The sequence below is a fragment of the Nesterenkonia sedimenti genome, from assembly GCF_012641515.1.
In the GTDB taxonomy this organism is placed as follows: domain Bacteria; phylum Actinomycetota; class Actinomycetes; order Actinomycetales; family Micrococcaceae; genus Nesterenkonia; species Nesterenkonia sedimenti.
In genome coordinates, this window is sequence record NZ_JABAHY010000005.1 from 157,043 (window position 1) to 177,720 (window position 20,678).

Sequence of the window (20,678 nt, forward strand, 5' to 3'; positions counted from 1 at the left end):
AGTGGGTATTCAGTCGTTGAGAAGTGCGGAGTGCAGAGCCTGGACGCGGGTGTCGATGTCGTCGCGGACCAGGCGCATCCGTTCGATGCCCTCGATGCCGCGCTCCGAGGGCTCATCGGTGTTCCAGGTCTCGATCGTGGCGGTCATACCGTCGACGGGTTCGACGTGTGCTTCCTCGCCGAGGACGATGACCCGGTCGACCCGGCGCAGCAGGTCCGGGTCGATCGGCTTGGGCGATTCTCCGGACATGTCTGCGCCCACCTCGGCGACCACGTCGGCGGACAGGGCGTTGAGGGAGGTACCGGGCTTGGTGCCGGCCGAGTGCACCTCAACCGCGTCGCCGGCATGGTAGCGCATCAGCGCGGCGGCCATCTGGGACTTGCCGCCGTTCTTGACGCAGACGAAGAGGACGCTGGGCCTTTTCGGTTCAGAGGTGCTGGTCATGCTCGGACTCCAGAGGTTCTGCGTGCGGGGACAGTCGGGTCGTTGGGGAACAGCTTGGGACCGGCCCAGAGAGCGACGTAGACGAGACCGACGAGGACGGGGACTTCGATGAGCGGGCCGACGACACCGGCCAGCGCCTGCCCCGAGGTGATCCCGAATGCGCCGATCGACACCGCAATCGCGAGCTCGAAGTTGTTGCCCGACGCGGTGAAGGCCACGCTGGTCGACTTCGCGTAGTTCAGTCCGACGGCTCTGGAGGCGAGCAGGCTGATGATGAACATGAGCACGAAGTACAGCAGCAGCGGCACCGCCATCCGGGCCACATCCAAGGGCTGCGAGGTGATCGCCTCACCCTGCATGGCGAACAGCAGCACGATGGTGAACAGCAGTCCGTAGAGCGCCCAGGGACCGATCCTCGGCAGGAACGTCTCCTCGTACCACTGCCGGCCCTTGGCTCTCTCACCAAGCACGCGGGTGAGGAAGCCCGCCAGCAGCGGAATGCCGAGGAAGACGAGCACCGATGCCACGATCGCCCACACGGAGAACTGCGCCGAAGTCGTCTCCAGTCCCAACCACGAGGGCAGCACCTGCAGATAGAACCAGCCCAGCGCACCGAAGGCCACGACCTGGAAGACGGAGTTGATCGCCACCAGCACGGCGGCGGCTTCACGGTCTCCGCAGGCGAGATCGTTCCAGATGAACACCATCGCGATGCAGCGGGCCAGGCCCACGATGATCAGCCCGGTCCGGAACTCCGGCAGATCGGGCAGGAACACCCAGGCCAGCGTGAACATGAAGGCCGGACCTATGACCCAGTTGAGGAACAGCGACAGAGCCAGCAGCTTACGATCACCGGTCACCCGGTGCATCTCGTCGTAGCGAACCTTCGCCAGCACCGGATACATCATGACCAGCAGACCGATCGCGATCGGCACGGAGATCCCGCCGACCTTCACAGAGTCCAAGGCCGTGTCGAGCCCGGGCACGAAACGCCCCAGCAGCAGACCCACGGCCATTGCCGCCAGGATCCAGACCGCCAGCCAGCGGTCCAGGAAGGACATCTCCTTCGTCACCGGCACCGCGTTCTGCGCAGCCGTCGTTGCAGTGGTGTTCATCGGCACTAAGCTCCTTGTATCGATGGATGTCTATGGAACACACTAAGCGCATGCATCGATGGGCGTCAATGTATGATGGGGTGATGGCAACCGCATTCGAAACCGTGAAACTGCTCACCCCCCATGCCAACGACTGCTGTCCGCTGGCGGTCGCACCGCTGGGCGCGGACCAGGCCGAACAGATGGCCAGAAAGCTCAAAGCGCTGTCCGACCCGACCCGGCTGCGGGTGCTGTCGCATGTAGCCGCGCAGGGATGCGACGCGGTGTGCGCCTGCGACCTGACCGAGACGCTCGACATCAGCCAGCCGACGATCAGCCACCACCTCAAGAAGCTTGTCGAGGCGGGCCTCCTGACGCGTGAGCAGCGCGGCAAGTGGGCGCACTACACCGTGGTGCGCGAAGCGTTCGCCGAGCTGCGCCAGTTCCTCGCCCTGGACTGATGACCGCACTCGGGGCAGTCAGTCGCGCGGTGGAGGTGAGAGATCGAGCCGATGTTGCCGTGATCGGTGGCGGACAGGCCGGCCTGGCGGTCGGCTACTACCTGCGCCGTGCCGGATTGTCCTTCGTGATTCTCGATGACCAGGACGCCCCTGGTGGGGCCTGGAGGCACGTGTGGCCCTCGCTGCGGCTGTTCTCGCCGGCAGAATACTCATCCCTGCCCGGCCGGCTGATGCCGAGAACCTCCGGCGGTAACCCCGACGCCGATCACGTGATCCGGTATCTGGCCGACTACGAGGAGCGGTATTCACTCCCAGTCGTGCGGCCGGTGCGAGTCGCCCAGGTCATCCCAACCAGCGAGGGATTCCAGCTGCTCACCGATGCCGGGCAGTGGCGGGCGCGTGCCGTCGTCAACACGACGGGCACATGGTCGCAGCCCTTCTGGCCAACCGTGCCGGGGCAGAGGAGCTTCCGCGGGAGTCAGATGCACAGTGCCGACTACCGCGGACCAGGCAAGTTCAAGGGCCAATCCGTCCTCGTCGTCGGCGGAGCGAACTCAGCCGCACAGATCGCAGCCGATCTCGCCCGCGCCGCGACGGTGACCTGGTGCCTGCGCGGTGCGCCGCGCTATCTGCCCGACGACGTCGACGGGCGCGAGCTCTTCCGGGTGGCCAGCCAGCGGGTGCGCGCACTGGCCGCCGGGGAACCGGACTCCGGCGGCGTCGCGAACTTGGGCGACATCGTTGCCGTCCCACCCGTGAAGAAGGCACGGGATGCAGGGCTGCTGATCCCTCACCCGATGTTCGAACGCTTCACCCGCGACGGCGTGATCTGGAACGACGGCAGCACACGCCGAGTCGACGCGGTGATCTGGGCCACCGGCTTCAGACCGGCGCTGCGCCATCTGCGGGCACACGACCTCCGGGAGTCAGACGGGACGATCAGGCTCGACGGAACGGCGTCACCCCGGATCCCGGGGCTCTATTTCGCAGGCTACGGAGACTGGACCGGTCCGGGATCGGCCACCCTCGTCGGTGTCGGATCCACCGCGAAAGCCACGGTCGGCGCCATCGCCGGCGATCTTGAGTCCGCCACGACTGCTGCGGCCATCTCTGCACGAGCACGGTGAGTACCATCAGCGCATGGAGATGATGTGCGCGGACTGCGGATGCGCGGTCAGGCGGGGCGTGATCGTGCGCGCCTGTGAGCAGTATCCGGATTGCTGCTGTCAGGATCTGGCCGTCGCGGGCGACCATGGCACTGCGCGCGATGCATGACGCTCTTCGCCACGAGTGACCATATTGTGGTCGGCCGCACCCAGGGCGATCCTGCTCGTCTCAAGCAGAAGCCGTCCGGGTTCCGGGCAGGCTGAGCTGGGATGCATGAAAGTCGAAATGCCGGATCGGGTAGGCGTACACGTCCATCGGGTGCCGTTGCTGCCCCGTCGCGCCTCGGAGCCGCTCGCGCGGTGCAGGGCAGGCAGCCTCTAACTCGGCACAGTTGCGGCTGTATCCATCTCTGATCGCGGTTCGATCCATGATCGTCACCCTCAGCAGGTGGGGGCTTCCTCCGGCCTGCTTATCTCACCGACAACGCGGTCAGGCTGCGGCTGTAGCAGTAACGACCGTTATCTTGAGTTCAAATGAGGGTGTCTTTGATGCCCAGCACGAGGGCCGTTGGTTCGCGCAGTTCCGTCCTGGACATGGTTATCTTGAGTCGTCCATCAAGCAGTTCGGCTCCGTCACGGTGTCAAGGTTTCGTGCCCGTAGTTGCCCAAGGGCGTGTTCTAGTTGTTTACGGAGTCGCTGATTCTCGGCGGTGAGGTCTCGGACGCGTGCATTGGCTACTTCGAGCCGTCGCAGTAAAGATGCGTCGGTGGAAAGTTGGGATGTGGGCAACGGCGGGACTGCACCTCGTTGGAGGTCGCGTAGTCGACGAATTTCGGCACATATGTCGTCCTGGGTGTAGAGCCAGGATCGCGAGACCGCTGCCTTCCGCGCAACAATCAGGAAGGTGACCGGACTTCCATCGCGGTCGAGGTCTCGAAGTGCCTGGATGGCTCTGGCGCGGGTCTCATCGTGGCGTCGTTTCGCGGCGGCGACCAGATGGTGGCTGTTATCAGCATGCATCAAAGCCCTCACCGTCTTGATCGTTTTCGAGGGTGGTAATGATCCGGTCGAGGTTTCCCAGAACCTGCTGGTTCATCTCGATCAGTCGTTGCTGGCCACGGGCTTCGGCGGCGGTGATGATCTCCACGGTCTGTTTACGATGTTGACGGTGTTCGGGCAGAAACTCGGCGGTGGTGATGAACATCGGGCAGCTCAGGCAGGCGTTCGCGTGCGGGCAGGATTGCTGGACCGGCAGCCCGCAGTAGCCGTTGGGCAGGGCCTGAGTGGCTCGTCCGACGCGCTGTTTGGCCCAGGCTGCCTCAGCTAAAGGTCCGTCCGGGTCGAGGGTTACAGTTTCGCCTTTGAAATTGACCTTCTGTGCGGCTTCCCAGTGCCGCCTGATCGTGGTGTCGCTGAGCCGGGCGTAGTGGGCGGTCATCGCATGGGAGTCGTGGTCGAGGATCCGTCGGACCACTTCTTGGGGGACGTCTCGGTTGATCAATCTGGTGCCCAGGGTGTGCCGAAAGCTGTGGGGAACCAGGTGCACAGGGTCACCATATTCGTCACGGATATCGCAGCGTTGTAGCCATCGGCGCAGCACTGTGCGGTAGGTTCCATCACGGACCGGCAGCTCGCCGTTGTCATTATTGGTGGCGCGCGGCAACAGCACCGGTTTACTGTTGGGCCACCGCTGGCGCACCCGGTGGCCCTGCGTGGTGATGGCCTCGGCGAGGTCCTCGTCAATGGGAACCAAGGCTTCGCGTTTCATTTTGTGGTTGAGATAGCGCAGATAGGGGGCACCGTCCCTGTCATAAACGACACAATCAGTTGATAACTGCACAGTGTCTGTGATGCGCAGTCCGCAGCGCATCAGGATCAGGGTGATCAGCTCATAGGTGGGGTCGTTCCACTGGGCCAGGTTGTCGGGGTGCTCCAGTTGGGCCATCACAGTCTCGCTGAGGGCGCGAGGCAATCGTGGGTTCTCTTTGGGGATGTCTTCGCTGAAGAATGTCACCGTCGAGGGCAGCGAGTCGTCCCATCCGTGTTGCCTGATGATGGTGAAGAACAGATTCAATTGCCCCACGAGCATGCGGTGAGTCACGGTGCCTGAGAACCGGGCATGAAGGTCAGCGAGATAACGCTCCAGCAGCTGCCGGTCCAGGTCCGCCAACCTCTGAACAGCTGGCGCGGCGTCGGCGAGGAACTGTCCGAAAACGGTGACTGCCCGAGTACCAATGGCGACACTTCCAGCTCCGAGGCCGGTGGAGAACCGCCATCTTCCCCAGCGTTTCGCAAGAGCCTTCAGCCAGTACTGCGGGATGCTTTCAAAATTTATGTTCGCCAGCTGCCGGTCCTTGATACCGAGCGCGCGGAGCTGCCAGATGTCTTTGCCGTACTCAGTTTCCCACACCCTGGCTATGCGTGCCGGCAATCGGTACTGGTTCCCTGAATTGTTTGACTGCTCTGGCATCAACGGACTAACCGTGCTCACAGTTGGACCTCCCGGTCGGTGAACCATCCTGCTTCCTCCAGTGACTTACGGGCATCTTGGACACTCAGGTGCCCGTATACGGCGGTGGTGGTCGTGATGTCGGCGTGGCCCAGGAGTTTTGAGACCACTTCAATCGGCACTCCATCGCGCAGCATCCGGGTGGCCGCGGTATGGCGGTACCAGTGCGGGTCGAAGTCCACCCCTGTCCGCCGACGTAGACGTTTCACCAGGTCGTAGACAGCCGCATAGGTCAATGGGCGACCATAAGGTCGGCCCCACAGGGTAACGAAAACGTAGTCAGAGTCCAGGTCGCCGTACTCCAAGTGAAGGTAGTCAGCATAGAGCCGTACAAGTTCCGCGCTGACCGGAATGGTCCGTGAAGCACGTGACTTGGAGCGGGCACCATTGTCGTTGGTCCGAGGTTGGACGGTGATCTGCGATCCAGCGGCGGCGATATCCTCATGCCGGAGGCCCAGCGCCTCACCGATGCGTATCCCGGTATCGAACAACACCGCGAAGAGGAACCGATCCCGCAAATGGTCACAGGCATCGAGAATTGCCTGTACTTCAGCGACGGTCACTACCCGTGGAAGCTTACGCATCGCGTTCAGCGAGATGGCACGTCGAGACTGCGGTGTCTTCTTGCTGATGTGGTGCAAAAACGGTTTCCATCCCGAGCTGCGGCCTCCGGCTAGCTGCCATGTCCTGAGCAGTTCTCCCAGGTCGATGCCATGGCGGACAGCGTGCTGGTAGAACGCACTCAATGCAGAGAGTTTGCGGTTGACTGTGGACTCGGTGCAGTGATGCTCCACCGACGGCAGGACCGGAATCTTACCGTCGCGTAGGTGTAACGGACGGCGCAACCAAGCGACGAACTCACCCACGTTCTCCAACCGCACCTCACGCCAATCCAGACCCTCAGCACTGAGGAACTCGAACCAGTCCTTCAAGTCATGGGCATAGGCCTTGACCGTGTTCGGTGAGCGCTCAATTCGGGTCAAATAGGCCAGATACCGCTCGATCGGAGCAACCGGGGCACCATCAGCATCCAACACCGTCCACGACTCCACCTCATTGACCGGAGAAACGACGCGTTGGACGATCATCAGCCCTCCCGGCAGCGTATTGTGCCGACACCAGCTACGGCCTCTGGCACACCGGCAACATGCTGCGGGGCGGCTAGGCCATCTATTACCGAGCGGTAGTGGGGGTGACCAGTCCTCATTCGCGGGGTGTCAAGGCTCATGGGTGCCTGTCGGGTGTGTTTGTGAGATCGAGAGCACTGGCAGTCCGTTCGAGGCTGTCGCTCACGTCGTCGGCCTCCCAGGTGGTCCTCTCGAATCCTGGGACCGCGGTGGCGATAGTGTTTTTCCAGCTGCTCTGCCATCGATCGGGAAAGCACTCTCTGAGGAGATTGAGCATGATCGGAACGGCGGTTGAGGCCCCTGGTGAGGCACCAAGCAGCCCTGAGATGGAATGGTCCGCGCTGGTGACCACTTCGGTGCCTTGGCGGAGGACGCCCATGTTGTTCTTGTCGGGTGTGACCAGTTGCGCGCGTTGGCCGGCGAGGATGAGCTCCCACTGTTCGAACGCAGCTGACGGGTAGAACCGTTGCAGCTGGGCGAATTTCTTTCTCGGGCCGGCGGCAAGCTCTGTGATCAGGTAGCGCACCAGTGGCAGGTTCTGCAGACCTGCGGCGGCGATGACGTGGAGATTGTGCCATCGGAGAGTCGTGAAGAAGTCAGTGAGCTTGCCATGTTTGAGGAGTTTGGTGCTGAATGTCGCGTATGGGCCGAATAAAAGGTGTTCCTGGCCGTCAACGATTCGCTTGTCGAGATGCGGGACTGACATCGGTGGGGCACCTATTGCTGCTTGGCCGTAGACCTTCGCGTCGTGACGGGCCGCGACCTCCGGGTCTGAACACCGGTAGAACGCGGCACCGACAGGCAGGACGGCATATCCGCGGACCTGGGGCAGACGTGCGCGCTGGAGCAGGTGCAGGGCGAATCCACCGGCACCGACGAAGACGTGCCGTCCCCGGATCGCGAACCGCCCACCACGGGAACCATTCCGGCCCAATACGAGCCAGCGGCCATCCGGTTGCTGACGAAGGGAACTCACCTCGTGACCGAGCAGAACCGTCCCGCCTCGGTCGGTGATGATGCTGGTGAGCGCACGGGTCAGCGCGCCGAAATCAACGTCAGTGCCGTGGCGGTGGCGGGTCGCGGCGATCGGCCCATCCTCGCTCCTGCCCTCCATGATCAGAGGTGCCCAGGTGGCTATCCTGGCCGGATCTTCGGAGTATTCGAGTCCGGCGAAGAACGGATCAGTGATGAGAGTCTGATAGCGCTGCCGCAGATAGTCCACGCCTCGCCGGTCGAACACCACGTCCATATGCGGGCTGGTGTGGAGGTACTCGCGTGGATCGAGCAGGCCAGACTCCGCCAAGTAGGCCCACCACTGTCTGGTGATGAGGAATTGTCGGGCGATCTCGGCGGGTTTGCTGCCATCAGTTGGGTCAGGCATGTAGTTCAGCTCGCTAAACCCAGAGTGACCGGTGCCGGCGTTGTTCCACGGGTCGCTGCTCTCGCTCGCCAGTGAGTTCGATTTCTCCACCAAGACGATGCGCCAATCAGGCTGAAGAAGGGTGATCATCGCTCCCAACGTCGCCGACATGATCCCGCCGCCGATGAGAACGATGTCGGCCTCCTCGACATTTCCCGCTCTTCGCCACCGCTGGGTCATGGTGTTGCCCTTTCCTGAAGCCGCTATCTGGTGATCCCACCGTCGCGCAGAACAGAACGTTCCGTCCAATGAACTTTCGAGGCAATATAATCCGTATATGGATGAATGGGTGAAAAGTCTGGCTCCACAGCTTCGCGCACTCACGGAGGTCGCGGCTCAAGGCGGTCACATGACTTCAGCTGCTTCGGCGCTCGGGATCCCGCAGTCATCGATGAGCCGACGCATCCACGCACTCGAAGAGGCGCTGCGACTGCCACTGCTGATTCGTGACGGCAGGACGGTGCGTCTTACTCCGTCTGCTGTGAGCCTTGCGCAGCTAGTCCGAGCCCCGCTCCACGACATCGAGATGTCTATTGCGCAGGTCACCGAGACTGCCGATCCGGACCACGGCACGGTCCGTTTCGGGTTCCCCCTGACAATGGGGTCAGGTGCCGTGCCCGACATGCTGGCCGAGTTCAACCTGAAGCATCCCGGCATCCGCCTTCAGCTCAAGCAAGCACATGGCTCTGCCCTAATCGAGGACCTCCGGACTGGAGGGCTCGACCTGGCGATCACGATCCCGCCACCAGCAGAGCTCGAACACACCATTCTCGCGACTCAGCAGATCAACGCCGTACTACCCGAAGACCATCCCCTTGCCAGCCGGGCATGCATCGAGCTGGAGGACCTTGAGGGCGCACGCTTTATCGCCAATCCCACCAGCTACAACCTGCGCCAACTCACCGAACGCTGGTGCCATCGCGCCGGTTACGAACCGAACATTGGGATCGAGATCACCGAGTTCGCCACCATTCGCGAACTGATCAGTCGTGGACTCGGCGTCGCCCTCCTGCCACACAGTGATCGGCGTGTTGACGGAATCTCCGAGGTCCCCCTCATTGGCGAAGACCACACCCGCACAATCGCTCTAACATCGGCGACGGCAACCCAGACAGCAGTGACCCAGCGCCTCAACGACTTCATCCTCACCCGCGGCCTCAACTAGACGGCGAGTTCCCTACCTTGGAAGGAACCACACATGATGGACGATAACTACACGGCGCTCTCCATCCCTAGTGACCACAGCCTTGTGGACACTGTCCACAACAGAAAACCACAGGTCAAGACGTGCCACAGTTGCTCAACTCAAGATAACGGTCGTTTTCGCTACAAGACATCGCGCCACCGGCGCATCGTCTGTGGATCGCCGCGGTAAATGGCGGTCTTCTCGCACCGCTATCTGTCGCTTGTCTCGATCGACAGCACTGGGGTTATGTGAGGGACGTGAAGGCGCACTCAGACTGACAGGGTGCTGAACTGTCTGGGCAGGTCGCCACGTGGTCGATCGAACTCACCAGCACGGCACGAAGCTCTTCCAAGTTGCGGATACTGTCTTCCACCTCCCGCAGCCGCTCAGTGAGCACTGGGTGCAGGGCATCTCGAGTATTGGTGCAGGTGCCCGTTTCGGTGACCTCGAGAAGCCACTTGATCTGCTCAAGGTCCATATCCATCTTCTTGGCCACCCTGATGAAGCGCAGACGCTCCAGCGCCTCGGGGCCGTATTCGCGGTATCCATTGATGGACCGGGTCGAACTGATCAAGCCGAGCTGTTCGTAGTACCGCAGGGCCGTCGCTGGAACCCCACTATGCGCGGTGACCTCAGAGATACGCATATCTACACCCTTCCACGGAGGCGGAGTGTCATCGGTCGCTGCTCGTCGCGGGAACCTGTTCGGCCGGGTCTGGCTTGTCCCGGTGGCGAATGATCTGACTCAGTGCCGCCAAGATCGGGAGCTCGATCAAAGGCCCTACCACCAGGGCCACGCCGATCAGTGGCCGGTCGGGGAACGCGGCGACTGCGATGCCCAGCGCAATGGGCGAGTTCCTGGCTGTGGTCACCATCGTCAGAGCCACTCGTTGGGGTCCCGTCAGGCGCAACAGCCGAGAAACCCCGGTGGCGACCAGCGGAAGGATGATGAAGAACGCCAGCAGCGGAGGCAGCAACAGCAGCATCTCGGCGCCGCTCTCAGCAACCACCGGCGCCTGCCAGGCGAACATCGCGAAGACCGCCACACACAGCAGCGGCATCACCACACGATTCGCCCACCGGTTGACGTGCTCCTCCCTCCAATGCTCGCCCTTGAGCCGGGTGCTGACCCAGCGCAGCGTGAACGCGACCACCAGCGGGGTCAGAAGCATCAACAGCACGGCCTCCAACAGGGTGGCTGTATCGACCATCGCAGCTTCACCGCCGAGCAGCATCACGTAGACCGGCAACAGCAACAGCTGGAGCACCAGGTTGATCGGCAACAGGGCGGCAGCGATCCCCGCGTGCCCACGAGCCATTGCGGTGAAGATCAGGTACCAATCGGTGCACGGGGTGACCAGTAACAGCAACAGTCCGATTCGCAGGTCAGGCTGCGCACCGAGTAGTCCAAGACCCAAGGCCCAGGCGAGAAGCGGGGTGAAGGCGTAGTTCAGCACCAGACTGACCCCGACAAGTCCCTTAGCCTTGCCCACGTCTTTGAGGTGCGAGGCATCGAGCTGCATAAAGACAGCGATGAGCATCACCAGTAGGGCTGGGATCACGAGATGCTCGCCGTTGGCGCCTAATGGGCTGGCGAGACCGACGCCTAATCCAGCCAGTGCCGCCACGGCGACGAACACGCTTTGAAGACGCTCAGCCCAAGTCATCTGTTGGTCCTCTCCATCGGCAGCTGTGACAGGACCATTCCGGCAGCTGGGTTCAGCGGCAGGGGGGCCTGCATCCCCACGGTAAACCTTCAAGTCAGCTAGAAGGTCAAGACGAGTTTCGGTCCCTCCGGCTAGACCCCACATCCTCAGCTCCATGGACCTCGACTCAATCCTTACCGCGAGCCCGTCGCCGGCAGTCTGGCCATCGACCACGATGCTGGCCATTGGAGCGGGACCTGCTCACGGTCCAATGATCCCCAGAGCTCTCATGCGCCTGGCAACCTATCCGATGGCCATCTGAAAACTGTCGGTACATGTTCGGCCTGCTCTCTCACTGCTGCTGGGCTTGGGGCTGCTGAGCCCTGAGGTTCTTTCAAGCCGTAGCCGGGCCTCGCGCAGGTGACCTGAGCGTTGTGGGGGCCTCCCTCGGGCCTCGCTGTGTTCAACCTCCAGGGGCTCCCACCGTGCCGGCCCGCATCGTGGGGTTTGTCTTGATCTTTGGTCAGAGCATCGATCCCAGGTCAGACGCGATGGAAGGATATACCGCCGGCGAGGATCTTAGCTCCCGCGCCGTCAGCCCGTACTTCATGGCCAGGCTGATCGTGTTCACCAACTCTGCATAACCATGTCCGAACAGATGCGCCCCCACGATGAGATCAGTCGATCGGTCGACGAGAATCTTGGCTGCCCCGGCTGTTTCGCCGACCCGATACTGGGAAAACCACCGACTAGTGTCGGTATACCTGACGTCGATATCCATACCGCGCGACCGGGCTTCATTCTCCAACGCCCCTACCCTGACAAGCTCCGGGATCGTGAAGACCGCCGTCGGAGTCGCCGCGTAGTCAGGTACAGCATTCCCTGACTTCAAGATGTTTGATGCTGCGACTTTCGCCTCCACCACAGCTACCGGGGTAAGCGGCATCCCCTGGGTGTCAGCAGCATCACCGGCGGCATACACGGCTGAGTTCGTAACCGACTGCAGATCAGCTGTCACGTCGATGCCTCGTGGGCCATACGCCACGCCGCCGGCCTCAAGATCAAGCCGGGACAGATCGGGGAGACGTCCTGCTCCATGAACGACAAGGTCCACTTCGATCATCGCTGCGACGCCCTGCTGTTCAAGATGCACCTGATACCCGGCGGGCACTTTCTCCACGCCGGTGATGCTGGTGCCCGATTGGACATCCACGCCAGCCTGGGTGCCGCGTCGGATCAGCAGGTCCACCAGATCGGGGTCGAAACTCTTCAGCGGCCGCGGACCACGGTCGATGATGATCGGGCGGGACCCGGCTCGTGCCGCGATGTGAGCGAACTCGAAGGACACGAACCCGCCCCCGACAAAGAGGACCCGCGGAGGAAGGCTCTCGAGGTTCAAGAACGCGGTGCTGTCGATCAGGTGCTCGTGGCCAGGGAAATCAAGCGGGGCAGGTGTGGCGCCGGTCGCGATCAGGATCTTTGGTGCGTGATAGCCCACACCGGAGACCTCAACCTCTGTCGGGCCGGTGAACACCGCGGTGCCGTGGAGTGTCTGCACCCCGTGCGCTTTGAGATCGTCTTCCATACTGGTGGGCACCCCATCGGTGAAGCCGTGCTTGTGCTTCATCAGCTGCGCCCAGTTCACCGACAAGCCACCTTCATCGATGCCCTTATCCCCCATGAGATGTGCCGCATCCAGGATCTCAGCTCCCCGGCGCAGAATTTTCTTCGGGTCACACCCCCGCAAGGCGCAGGTGCCACCATAGGGAAGCGAGTCCACGATGGCCACACGCCAACCCTGGGATGCGCACTTGGTCGCTGCCGCGATCCCAGCCATGCCGGCCCCAATGACTATCAGGTCGTACTTCTCATGCTCCTCGTACTTCTTCGTCATATCTACACCTTCTCTGAAGCGCCGCGACCGTCACGCAGCGGGGTGAATGGATCCTCGACACTCAGGATTTATCTCGGCGTGGACTCAGCGGCTGCTGCTGCGGAGCGCAGCTGCTCCATGGTGGGGGCGCCGGCGATTCCCTCAGGAGTCATATACCTGCGACACGACAAGCCCACCGCCGAAGAGGCCTCCGAGAACCTGTCGAAACCATCGATCAGGACGCTGGGGGAACCGTGAAAACCCAGCCGCTGAGCCTGAGCGTCACTCTCTACCAGCTGTGTGCTCAGACTGATGTCGGGCCTCTCAGCGCACAGCCTGACAAGCCGCTCATGGGCGATCTTCCAATTGGGGCATCCCTCGAAGTACTGCAGCACGATCTCCATAGCCTGACCATAAACCTTATAGCCGGATACAAGGTCAAGTCATAGGATGGGAGGGTGCTTATCGGAGAACTCAGCGTTGTCACCGGCATTGGCCGTCAGGCGATTCGCTTCTATGAACGCCAGGGCCTGCTGTCGAACCCGGAACGAACGGGCGGCGGCTACCGTCGCTATGACGATCAGGCCGTCACTCGACTGCGGTTCATCCGCGCCGCCCAGGCCGCGGGCCTGACCCTGCAGGAGATTCTGGGCACGATTCAACTTCGCGAGACCGGTCAGATCCCTTGCGCACACGTCGCGGGTCTCGTCGAGGAGAAGCTCGCCGATGTTCGAGCCCGACAGGTTGAACTCGAGATGCTGGCCGCTGATCTCGAGCAGACCGTTCTGGCAAGCCAGCACCTCGACCCGACCAATTGCGGCGACGATGAAGTGTGCCACATCGTGACAACGCCCGAACACAACCGGGCCAGCATTCATAGTTCTGAACACCATCCCGGGCCTCGTGCCGTGGGGATGGAACATCGTGGGCCCCTTAACTGACGATTGGCTGAGCCCAAAGTGGTCGTCCCAGTTCCTTGGTTCTGGGACAGTCCCGGTCAATATCCGCGTCGATGCGCAGGGGGCAGCATTTTTCGTTCCAGAAGTAGTCCCACTAAAGAATCCCATCTGTTCCGTACGGTTCTGACTACTGGTACTCTCGGGGCATGGATTTGGGGTATGCGCGGGTTTCGACGGTCAAACAGGATCTGGATCGGCAGATCGAGGCGTTGCGTGAAGTCGGCATTGCGGCAGAGCGGATTTATGTGGACAAGAAATCCGGGTCTACCGTCAACCGCCCTGGGCTGACCGCGGCGTTGGACTATGCCCGTGAGGGTGATGTGATCGTGGTGCACACTCTGGACCGGCTCGGGCGCACGGTGCGGGACACACTGAACCTGATCCATGACCTCTCCGAGCGAGGGGTGGGGGTGCGCAATTTGGCTGATTCGATCAAGCTGGATTCATCAAACCCGGATGATCCGATGGCCCAGCTGAATGTGGTGCTGCTGGCACTGTTTGGGCAGATGGAACGCACCTACTCCCTGGAGCGTGCCGCTCATGCTCGGGCGGTAGCCAGGGCGAAGGGCCGACGGGTGGGACGGCCCTCGGTGGTGGATCCGGACAAGCTCTCCTACGCCGAGCACCTGCGCGCCAGCGGGTACACCATGGCCGAGATCGTGGCGAAGACCGAGATCACCCGCACCAGTCTCTACCGTCACCTGCCGCCCCGGCCACCGGAATCGGTGACCGCCGAACCGGAGACCACCAGCTCGGCGACCGCGGCCGACTCCGGCACTGGCTCTGGCTCTGGCTCCGAGATCTGATACCGGTAGGTGGTAGCGGTGGCGCAGTTGACTCCGAAGGAAAGAATCGCTCTGCTGCGCCAACACGATGAGGGTGTCCCCTGGACACGGATCGCCGCAGAATCAGGCGTCTCCCTGCGGACACTTTCCCGCTGGGCCGGACAGTACCGCGCTGATCCGAGCTCCGGTGGCTTGGAACGCTCCCGCCGGATGGATAGCGGCAGACGGCGAATCCCGGCTGAGCTTATTGAGATGATCGAGGCGTTGGCACTTGGCTCTCCCGAGCCCACCGCAGCGTTCATCCATCGCCGCATCAGCGACATCGCCGCCGACCGGGGACTCACCGTGCCGAGCTACTTCAGTGTCCGGGCGGTCATCGCCGCCATCGACCCGGGCCTACGCACCCTGGCACAGCACGGCGATACCGCCTACCGAGACCAGTTCGAACTGGTCTTACGCCGAACAGCAGCACGCCCGAACGAGCAGTGGCAGGCCGACCACACGCTGTTAGATGTTGCGATCCTGGACAAGGCCGGCGCCCCGGCACGGCCCTGGTTGACCGCGCTGTTGGATGATTACTCCCGTGCCACCGCCGGCTACACGCTCTTTCTCGGTGCTCCGAGCGCCGAACAGACAGCGCTTGCCTTCCACCAAGCCATCAACCCCAAGACGAATCCTGCCTGGCCGGTCTGCGGGTTACCCGATGTGCTCTACTCGGATCACGGCGCCGATTTCACCTCCGCCCGCCTTGAGCGGGTCTGTCTGGACACCAAAGTCCAGCTCATCCACTCCCGAGTCGGCGTCCCGCAAGGCCGCGGCAAGCTCGAGCGGTTCTATAGCTCCATTACCACCGAGCTGTTGCCGCACCTGCCCGGCTACATCCCGCATGGAACCAACGGAGAACCCATCACCGAGCCGACGCTGAGCCTGGAACAGCTCGATACGATCATGGGCCAGTTCATCGTCACCGAGTACAACCAGCGCACCCACTCCGAAACCGGCGAGGCTCCCGCGGCCCGTTGGGCCGCATCAGGGTTCATCCCGCGTGCCCCGTCCCGTCCTGAGGATCTCGACCTGCTGTTGCTGACAGCGGCGGCCACACGGAAGGTCCAACGCGATGGGATCCAGTTCGCCTCCACCCGCTACGTCTCCTCGGTGTTGGCTGCCTACGTGGGTGAACAGGTGACAGTGCGATACAACCCCCGCGATGTCGGCGAGATCCGGGTCTACTTCAACGACGCCTACCTCTGCCGCGCGATAGCGCCGGAACTGGCCAGTGAATCGGTCTCGCTCCAAGAAGTCCAAGCTGCCCGATCCCAACGCCGCCGCGATCTCAAGCAACAACTACGGCAACGCCGCAGCCTCGCCGACGCGCTGCCCACCGACACACGGTATATCCCACCCGAGGCCGCCGAGGCGGAGCCAGACCCTATCGAAGTCGCCCCGTCACCACCACGACACCGATTGCGTCTCTATGCCACCGACTAGCCCCAAACACAGTGTCCTAAACAAAGACGACGACGGCCGCCGATTCCTCACCGGCGATTTCAGGGAGGTCAACAGCAGCGCCCCGCCACCGCCCGAGATGCCGCCATTCCAGATCACCCACGAGCATCGCCGCTTCGCTGAATTCGCCGACGCTGTACGCGCCCACCGCTACATAGGCCTGTGCTGGGGGCCACCCGGGGTGGGCAAGACTCTTTCGGCTCGGCACTACGCCGGAACCGATGAGTGGGAACAATGGGAAAACATCTTCAATGACGATCTGGGCCCGGTACCCCAAGGTGTGCTCGATTCCCGCACCGCGGTCTTCACCCCCACCGTCGCCGCGACTACTCGGCAGATCGACCAGGGCCTTCCTCGAGCCTGTCAGCAGATTTCTTTCGCCGTGGACTTCGCTGAACACGGGACCGTCGATCCCTTCGTTCACACCGAGTCCCGCTCCAGCGGACGCACCGAACTGCTCATCATCGACGAAGCCGACCGGCTGAAGACCACCGGGCTTGAACAAGTCCGTGACTACTTCGACCATCACCACATGGGCGTCATCCTCGTCGGTATGCCCGGCATCGAGAAACGCCTCGCCCGCTACCCCCAGCTCTATAGTCGCATCGGATTCGCCCACGAATACCGCCAGCTGACCCCGGAGGAACTCACCGCAGTCCTGACCAGACGACTGCCCGCAGCCAAGGACGAAGGAGATGGCGGCGTCGCCCACGCGACAGCCATCGCCACCATCGTGCGGATCACCGCCGGCAACTTCCGCCTCGTTGACCGGCTGCTCACTCAGATCGAACGTGTCCAAACAGTCAACAACCTCGAATCGCTTACCCCAGAGGTCGTCGAAGCCGCACGGCAAGCCCTCCTCATCGGCCATTAAGTCGGCCATTAAGCGCTGCGAAAACCACGCCACTTATCTCTGCGACTCACAATCATGCCCAAGCCGTATCCCAAAGAGTTCCGCGACGATGTGGTCCGCGTTGCCCAGAACAGGGACGAGAACACCACGCTGGCCGAAGTAGCTGCTGATTTCGGTCTGCATGAAGGGACCATCCGCAAATGGGTCCGCCAGGCCGAACTGGACGCCGGAAACCCCAATGACCGCAAACCTGGCCTGACCACTGAGGAGAGGGACGAGCTGCGCGCCCTGCGCAGCCGCAACCGCACCCTGGAGCAGGAGCTGGAGGTGATGCGACGGGCTGCTGCCTACTTCGGCCAAGCTCAGATCCCGTCAAAATGACGTTCCCGCTGGTCGGTGACCTTGCCGCCGCCGGGGTGCCGGTGGCGGTGACCTGCCGGGTTCTGGGTTTCACCAAGCAAGCGTTCTACAAATGGGCAGCAGCCCCGATTTCTCAGCGGGATTGGGAGCAGGCCCACCTGCTCAACGCCGCAATCGATGTTCATGCTGATGACCCGGAGTTCGGGCACCGGTTCATCGCCGATGAGCTCGCCGCCGCCGGGTACCGGGCCTCTGAGCGGCGGGTGTGGCGGCTGTGCTCACAGCAGCAGATCTTCTCCGCCACTCAGCGCAAGGGCAGGAAGAATCACAAGAAGCCAGGCCCGCCAGTCTGTGATGACCTGCTGGCCCGGGATTTCACCGCCACCAGGTCGAATCAGAAATGGCTGGTGGACATCACCGAGCACCGTACCGGTGAGGGCAAGCTCTACCTATGTGCGATCAAGGATGTCTTCAGCAACCGGATCGTGGGCTATGCGATCGATTCCAGGATGAAATCACGGCTGGCTGTGGCCGCCCTGCATGATGCGGTTTCCCGCCGCGGAGGACCCTCAGAAGTGGCCGGATGCATTGTCCATTCGGATAGAGGGTCGCAATTTCGTTCACGGAAATTCCAGCGGGCGCTGAAGGGATACAAGCTGGCTGGGTCCATGGGACGGGTCGGGGCTGCTGGGGATAACGCGGCGATGGAGAGCTTCTTCTCGACGTTGCAGAAGAACGTGCTCAACAGGCAGTCCTGGGCCACCAGGGATCAGTTGCGAGCCCGGATCATTCACTGGATCGAAGCGACCTATCATCGCCGCCGTCGACAGCGGAGGCTGGGTAAGCTGACTCCGGTCGAATACGAGACCGGTCACAAGGATGCCGTCGCCCTGGCGGCATAAGCCCGACGGTCAACCGAACCTTCAGCAGACCCTGTGTTCCGGCGCCCGCGCAGCAGCAGAAGGATGGTGCAGGCCGCTAAGGGGGCGTTGATGATCCCTGGCGCTCCGGTCCAGAACGCGTCAGTGAATGCCGCGTAGAGCCCCCAGACCAGGGCGTTGGCGATGATGCAGCCTTGGCTGGCCAGGCTGATGCCCCGCAAGCGTTCGGGGCGGGCCCGGTTCGTCCAAGTGTGTCGTGCTTGGGGCAGGAACAGCAGAAACGCCAGGACGGTTCCGATCATCCCCACCCAGGAGGCCAGTTCCACAACTACTGCCTCTCAGGCGCGCGCTACCCGCCCCTGTTCGTCACTCAGAACACCGCGCCGAGGCTGCTTGCTCCCGGCCACACGTTCCCCTGGAAGAAGCCGGCCTGAATCCGCAGTCGCTGGGCAGCGACCGTATCCTTGCAAGAGCGCCGCATCTGGGAGCCCTTCGGCCTCCTCATCGGAGGCGCATCCCGCTACGCCGCCACCCTCGGCCACCTCTCGTTCCACGAAGAGATACCAGCCCCGCACTCCCACCTCGCCGACTAGAGCCGGACAGGAAGCCAGACAAGCGCCACACCACTCTCGACTCACAAGTGTTAGTATCTGCGTATGGATGCAGATAAGAAGGTATGTGGGATGAACCCGTCCTCGGAGTTCGTGGACCTCGCCGCGGAGGTGCTGGGCCTGCTGTCCGATCCGACGCGGATCAGGATCGTGCTCGCCCTCCGGGAGGCGGAGGAGCTGCCGGTGAACGCGCTGGCGGAGCTGGTCGGGAAGAAGCCCTCCGGGGTCTCGCAGCACCTGGCGCGGTTGCGGATGGCGCGAATGGTCACGACCCGGCAGGAGGGCACGAGCGTGCTCTACCGCCTCACCGACGAGCACGCGGTCGCCCTGGTGGTCGAGGCGATCAAGCAGGCCGAGCACGCCGTCGCGAACGGACACATCCCGCCCCACCACCACGCACCCCGGCAGTAGTACCCCGTCCGTACTTACGCCCTCGATTGTGAGGTCTCGTCTCATGCTCGCCGTTCTCCGCAACCCGTCCTACGCGAAGCTGTTCAGCGCGCAGATCATCGCCCTGTTGGGCACGGGCCTGCTCACCGTCGCGCTCGGGCTGCTCGCCTTCGACATCGCCGGAGGTGACGCAGGCGTCGTGATGGGGGTGGCGATGACGATCAAGATGGTCGCCTATGTCGCCGTCTCACCGGTCACCACCGCGCTCACTGCCCGCCTGCCCCGTAAGCCCCTCCTGATCGGGGCCGACCTCATCCGCGCCGGGGTCGCGGTCTCGCTACCGTTCGTGACCGAGGCGTGGCAGATCTACATCCTGATCTTCCTGCTGCAGTCCGCGTCGGCGACGTTCACGCCCGCGTTCCAGGCCGTCATCCCCTCAGTGCTCCCCGACGAGGGCGAATACACCCGCGCCCTGTCGCTGTCGCGCCTGGCCTACGACCTGGAATCGCTGGTGAGCCCGATGCTCGCCGCCGCCCTGCTGACCGTCATCAGCTTCCAGGACCTCTTCGCCGGCACCGTCGTCGGATTCCTCGCCTCGGCAACCCTCGTGATCGTCACGCGGTTCCCGTACATCGCCACCCCGCCGCCTGCGCCGTTCTTCGATCGCCTCACCAGAGGCGTCCGCGCGTTCTGGGCCAGCCGGGAGCTGCGCGGCCTGATGGGGCTGAACCTCGTCGTCGCGACGACTACGGCGATGGTGATCGTAAACACCGTCGTCCTCGTCCAAGGCGACCTCGGCCGCCCGCAGACCGATGTCGCGCTCATGCTCGCCGCCTACGGGGGCGGCTCCATGCTCGTCGCGCTCGGCATGCCCAAGCTCCTCGACACCCTGCCCGACCGGAATGTCATGCTCACCGGCGGCATCGCCATCCCCGTCCTGCTGCTCGCCGCGACCGGGGTCATCGCCTGGGCTGACGGCACCGGGCAATGGGTCGCACTCCTGGTCTTGTGGGGACTGATCGGTGCGGCGACTTCTACGATCCTTACTCCGTCCGCGAGGCTGCTGCGCCGGGGCAGCAGCGAGGAGAACCGTCCGGCGGTGTTCGCGGCGCAGTTCTCCCTCTCCCACGCCTGCTTCCTCATCACCTACCCCCTCGCCGGAGTCCTCGGAGCCGCCATCGGCCTGTCCGCCGTGGCCCTCGTCCTCGTCGGCATCGGCGTACTCGGCTCGATCGTCGCCACGACCGCCTGGCGGCCGGCGTCCCGCGTGGAGTCACCGGTTCCGTGAACCCGCACCCTCGGCTAGTTTGAAAACGGTGGTGAGCACTCAGGTTCCCTAGATTTCCGAACGGATTCGCGGGAACTCGTCACTTAATCTCCATGCGGCTGGTGGTGTCGAACAGCTCGTATTCGGCCGGGTGGAGCTGGTGTTGGACGACGAAGGAGCGTTCCTTAATCCGCCAGAG

Annotated in this window: 21 protein-coding genes; 10 read left to right on the forward strand and 11 right to left on the reverse strand. The window is 63.0% G+C overall.

Features of this window, described 5'->3' with window-relative positions; translation table 11 throughout:
• Positions 1 to 9: 9 nt before the first annotated feature.
• Positions 10 to 444 (reverse strand): arsenate-mycothiol transferase ArsC, encoded by a 435-nt coding sequence (locus HGQ17_RS15040; protein ID WP_211090505.1) that lies wholly within the window; start codon positions 442 to 444, stop codon positions 10 to 12.
• Complete coding sequence (gene arsB, locus HGQ17_RS07320) at positions 441 to 1,559, reverse strand: ACR3 family arsenite efflux transporter (protein WP_168887300.1); 1,119 nt, start codon at positions 1,557 to 1,559, stop codon at positions 441 to 443. The genes HGQ17_RS15040 and arsB overlap by 4 nt, the downstream gene beginning before the upstream one ends.
• Before the next feature lie 83 nt (positions 1,560 to 1,642).
• Between arsB and HGQ17_RS07325 the strand changes: the two genes are divergently transcribed.
• Together HGQ17_RS07325 and HGQ17_RS07330 are read left to right on the forward strand one after the other, a co-directional pair.
• Entirely contained in the window at positions 1,643 to 1,999 is a 357-nt protein-coding gene (locus HGQ17_RS07325) for an ArsR/SmtB family transcription factor (RefSeq protein ID WP_229503377.1), read from the forward strand.
• Between the two features lie 35 nt (positions 2,000 to 2,034).
• Positions 2,035 to 3,126, forward strand: coding sequence for an ArsO family NAD(P)H-dependent flavin-containing monooxygenase (locus tag HGQ17_RS07330; protein WP_270107197.1), 1,092 nt, complete (start codon positions 2,035 to 2,037; stop codon positions 3,124 to 3,126).
• A 577-nt stretch (positions 3,127 to 3,703) separates the two neighbouring features.
• Here HGQ17_RS07330 and HGQ17_RS15255 read toward each other — a convergent pair.
• From HGQ17_RS15255 to HGQ17_RS07350, 4 genes are all read right to left on the reverse strand, one after another.
• Positions 3,704 to 4,126, reverse strand: coding sequence for a DUF6262 family protein (locus HGQ17_RS15255; protein ID WP_168887301.1), 423 nt, complete (start codon positions 4,124 to 4,126; stop codon positions 3,704 to 3,706).
• Entirely contained in the window at positions 4,116 to 5,576 is a 1,461-nt protein-coding gene (locus HGQ17_RS07340) for a tyrosine-type recombinase/integrase (RefSeq protein ID WP_211090521.1), read from the reverse strand. Before HGQ17_RS07340 ends, HGQ17_RS15255 begins: the two co-directional genes overlap by 11 nt.
• A 17-nt stretch (positions 5,577 to 5,593) precedes the next feature.
• Positions 5,594 to 6,703 carry a site-specific integrase gene (locus HGQ17_RS07345; RefSeq protein ID WP_168887302.1) on the reverse strand — a complete coding sequence of 370 codons (1,110 nt, stop codon included), beginning with the start codon at positions 6,701 to 6,703 and terminating at the stop codon, positions 5,594 to 5,596.
• Positions 6,704 to 6,839: 136 nt separating this feature from the next.
• Positions 6,840 to 8,342 (reverse strand): malate:quinone oxidoreductase, encoded by a 1,503-nt coding sequence (locus HGQ17_RS07350; RefSeq protein ID WP_168887303.1) that lies wholly within the window; start codon positions 8,340 to 8,342, stop codon positions 6,840 to 6,842.
• A 97-nt stretch (positions 8,343 to 8,439) separates the two neighbouring features.
• On the opposite strand from HGQ17_RS07350, the gene HGQ17_RS07355 reads away from it, so the two are divergent.
• On the forward strand, positions 8,440 to 9,327 hold the full coding sequence (locus tag HGQ17_RS07355) for a LysR family transcriptional regulator (protein ID WP_168887304.1): 888 nt from the start codon (positions 8,440 to 8,442) through the stop codon (positions 9,325 to 9,327).
• Between the two features lie 265 nt (positions 9,328 to 9,592).
• Here the strand turns inward: HGQ17_RS07355 and HGQ17_RS07360 are convergent, their stop codons facing one another.
• From HGQ17_RS07360 to HGQ17_RS07375, 4 genes are all read right to left on the reverse strand, one after another.
• Positions 9,593 to 9,994, reverse strand: a complete 402-nt coding sequence (locus HGQ17_RS07360) for a MerR family transcriptional regulator (protein ID WP_168887305.1) — start codon at positions 9,992 to 9,994, stop codon at positions 9,593 to 9,595.
• A gap of 28 nt (positions 9,995 to 10,022) precedes the next feature.
• Positions 10,023 to 11,015, reverse strand: a complete 993-nt coding sequence (locus tag HGQ17_RS07365; protein ID WP_168887306.1) for an arsenic resistance protein — start codon at positions 11,013 to 11,015, stop codon at positions 10,023 to 10,025.
• A gap of 502 nt (positions 11,016 to 11,517) precedes the next feature.
• Complete coding sequence (locus tag HGQ17_RS07370) at positions 11,518 to 12,888, reverse strand: dihydrolipoyl dehydrogenase family protein (RefSeq protein ID WP_168887307.1); 1,371 nt, start codon at positions 12,886 to 12,888, stop codon at positions 11,518 to 11,520.
• 68 nt (positions 12,889 to 12,956) lie between these two features.
• The gene (locus HGQ17_RS07375; protein ID WP_168887308.1) at positions 12,957 to 13,271 is read right to left on the reverse strand and encodes a thioredoxin family protein; all 315 of its coding nucleotides are present in this window, start codon (positions 13,269 to 13,271) and stop codon (positions 12,957 to 12,959) included.
• 54 nt (positions 13,272 to 13,325) lie between these two features.
• Between HGQ17_RS07375 and HGQ17_RS15510 the strand changes: the two genes are divergently transcribed.
• The 5 genes from HGQ17_RS15510 (at position 13,326) to HGQ17_RS07400 (ending at position 18,232) form a co-directional block, all read left to right on the forward strand.
• Positions 13,326 to 13,808, forward strand: a complete 483-nt coding sequence (locus HGQ17_RS15510) for a heavy metal-responsive transcriptional regulator (protein WP_168887309.1) — start codon at positions 13,326 to 13,328, stop codon at positions 13,806 to 13,808.
• 164 nt (positions 13,809 to 13,972) lie between these two features.
• Positions 13,973 to 14,632 (forward strand): recombinase family protein, encoded by a 660-nt coding sequence (locus HGQ17_RS07385; protein ID WP_168887310.1) that lies wholly within the window; start codon positions 13,973 to 13,975, stop codon positions 14,630 to 14,632.
• A gap of 18 nt (positions 14,633 to 14,650) precedes the next feature.
• Positions 14,651 to 16,099 carry a Mu transposase C-terminal domain-containing protein gene (locus tag HGQ17_RS07390; protein ID WP_324615217.1) on the forward strand — a complete coding sequence of 483 codons (1,449 nt, stop codon included), beginning with the start codon at positions 14,651 to 14,653 and terminating at the stop codon, positions 16,097 to 16,099.
• Positions 16,086 to 16,991, forward strand: a complete 906-nt coding sequence (locus HGQ17_RS07395) for an AAA family ATPase (protein WP_211090506.1) — start codon at positions 16,086 to 16,088, stop codon at positions 16,989 to 16,991. The genes HGQ17_RS07390 and HGQ17_RS07395 overlap by 14 nt, the downstream gene beginning before the upstream one ends.
• Positions 16,992 to 17,045: 54 nt before the next feature.
• Positions 17,046 to 18,232 (forward strand): IS3 family transposase gene (locus HGQ17_RS07400; RefSeq protein ID WP_229503378.1). Its coding sequence is split into 2 segments (ribosomal slippage): positions 17,046 to 17,342 and positions 17,345 to 18,232, totalling 1,185 coding nucleotides; the frame shifts between segments, so codons are not numbered across the junction.
• On the opposite strand, the gene HGQ17_RS07405 is transcribed toward HGQ17_RS07400, so the two are convergent.
• A complete protein-coding gene (locus HGQ17_RS07405; RefSeq protein WP_168887312.1) occupies positions 18,202 to 18,537 on the reverse strand; it encodes a hypothetical protein in 336 nt (111 codons plus the stop codon). The genes HGQ17_RS07400 and HGQ17_RS07405 overlap by 31 nt on opposite strands.
• Before the next feature lie 330 nt (positions 18,538 to 18,867).
• Between HGQ17_RS07405 and HGQ17_RS07410 the strand changes: the two genes are divergently transcribed.
• Entirely contained in the window at positions 18,868 to 19,233 is a 366-nt protein-coding gene (locus HGQ17_RS07410; RefSeq protein WP_229503379.1) for an ArsR/SmtB family transcription factor, read from the forward strand.
• A gap of 43 nt (positions 19,234 to 19,276) precedes the next feature.
• On the forward strand, positions 19,277 to 20,500 hold the full coding sequence (locus tag HGQ17_RS07415; RefSeq protein ID WP_168887313.1) for an MFS transporter: 1,224 nt from the start codon (positions 19,277 to 19,279) through the stop codon (positions 20,498 to 20,500).
• The last annotated feature ends 178 nt before the right edge of the window (positions 20,501 to 20,678 follow it).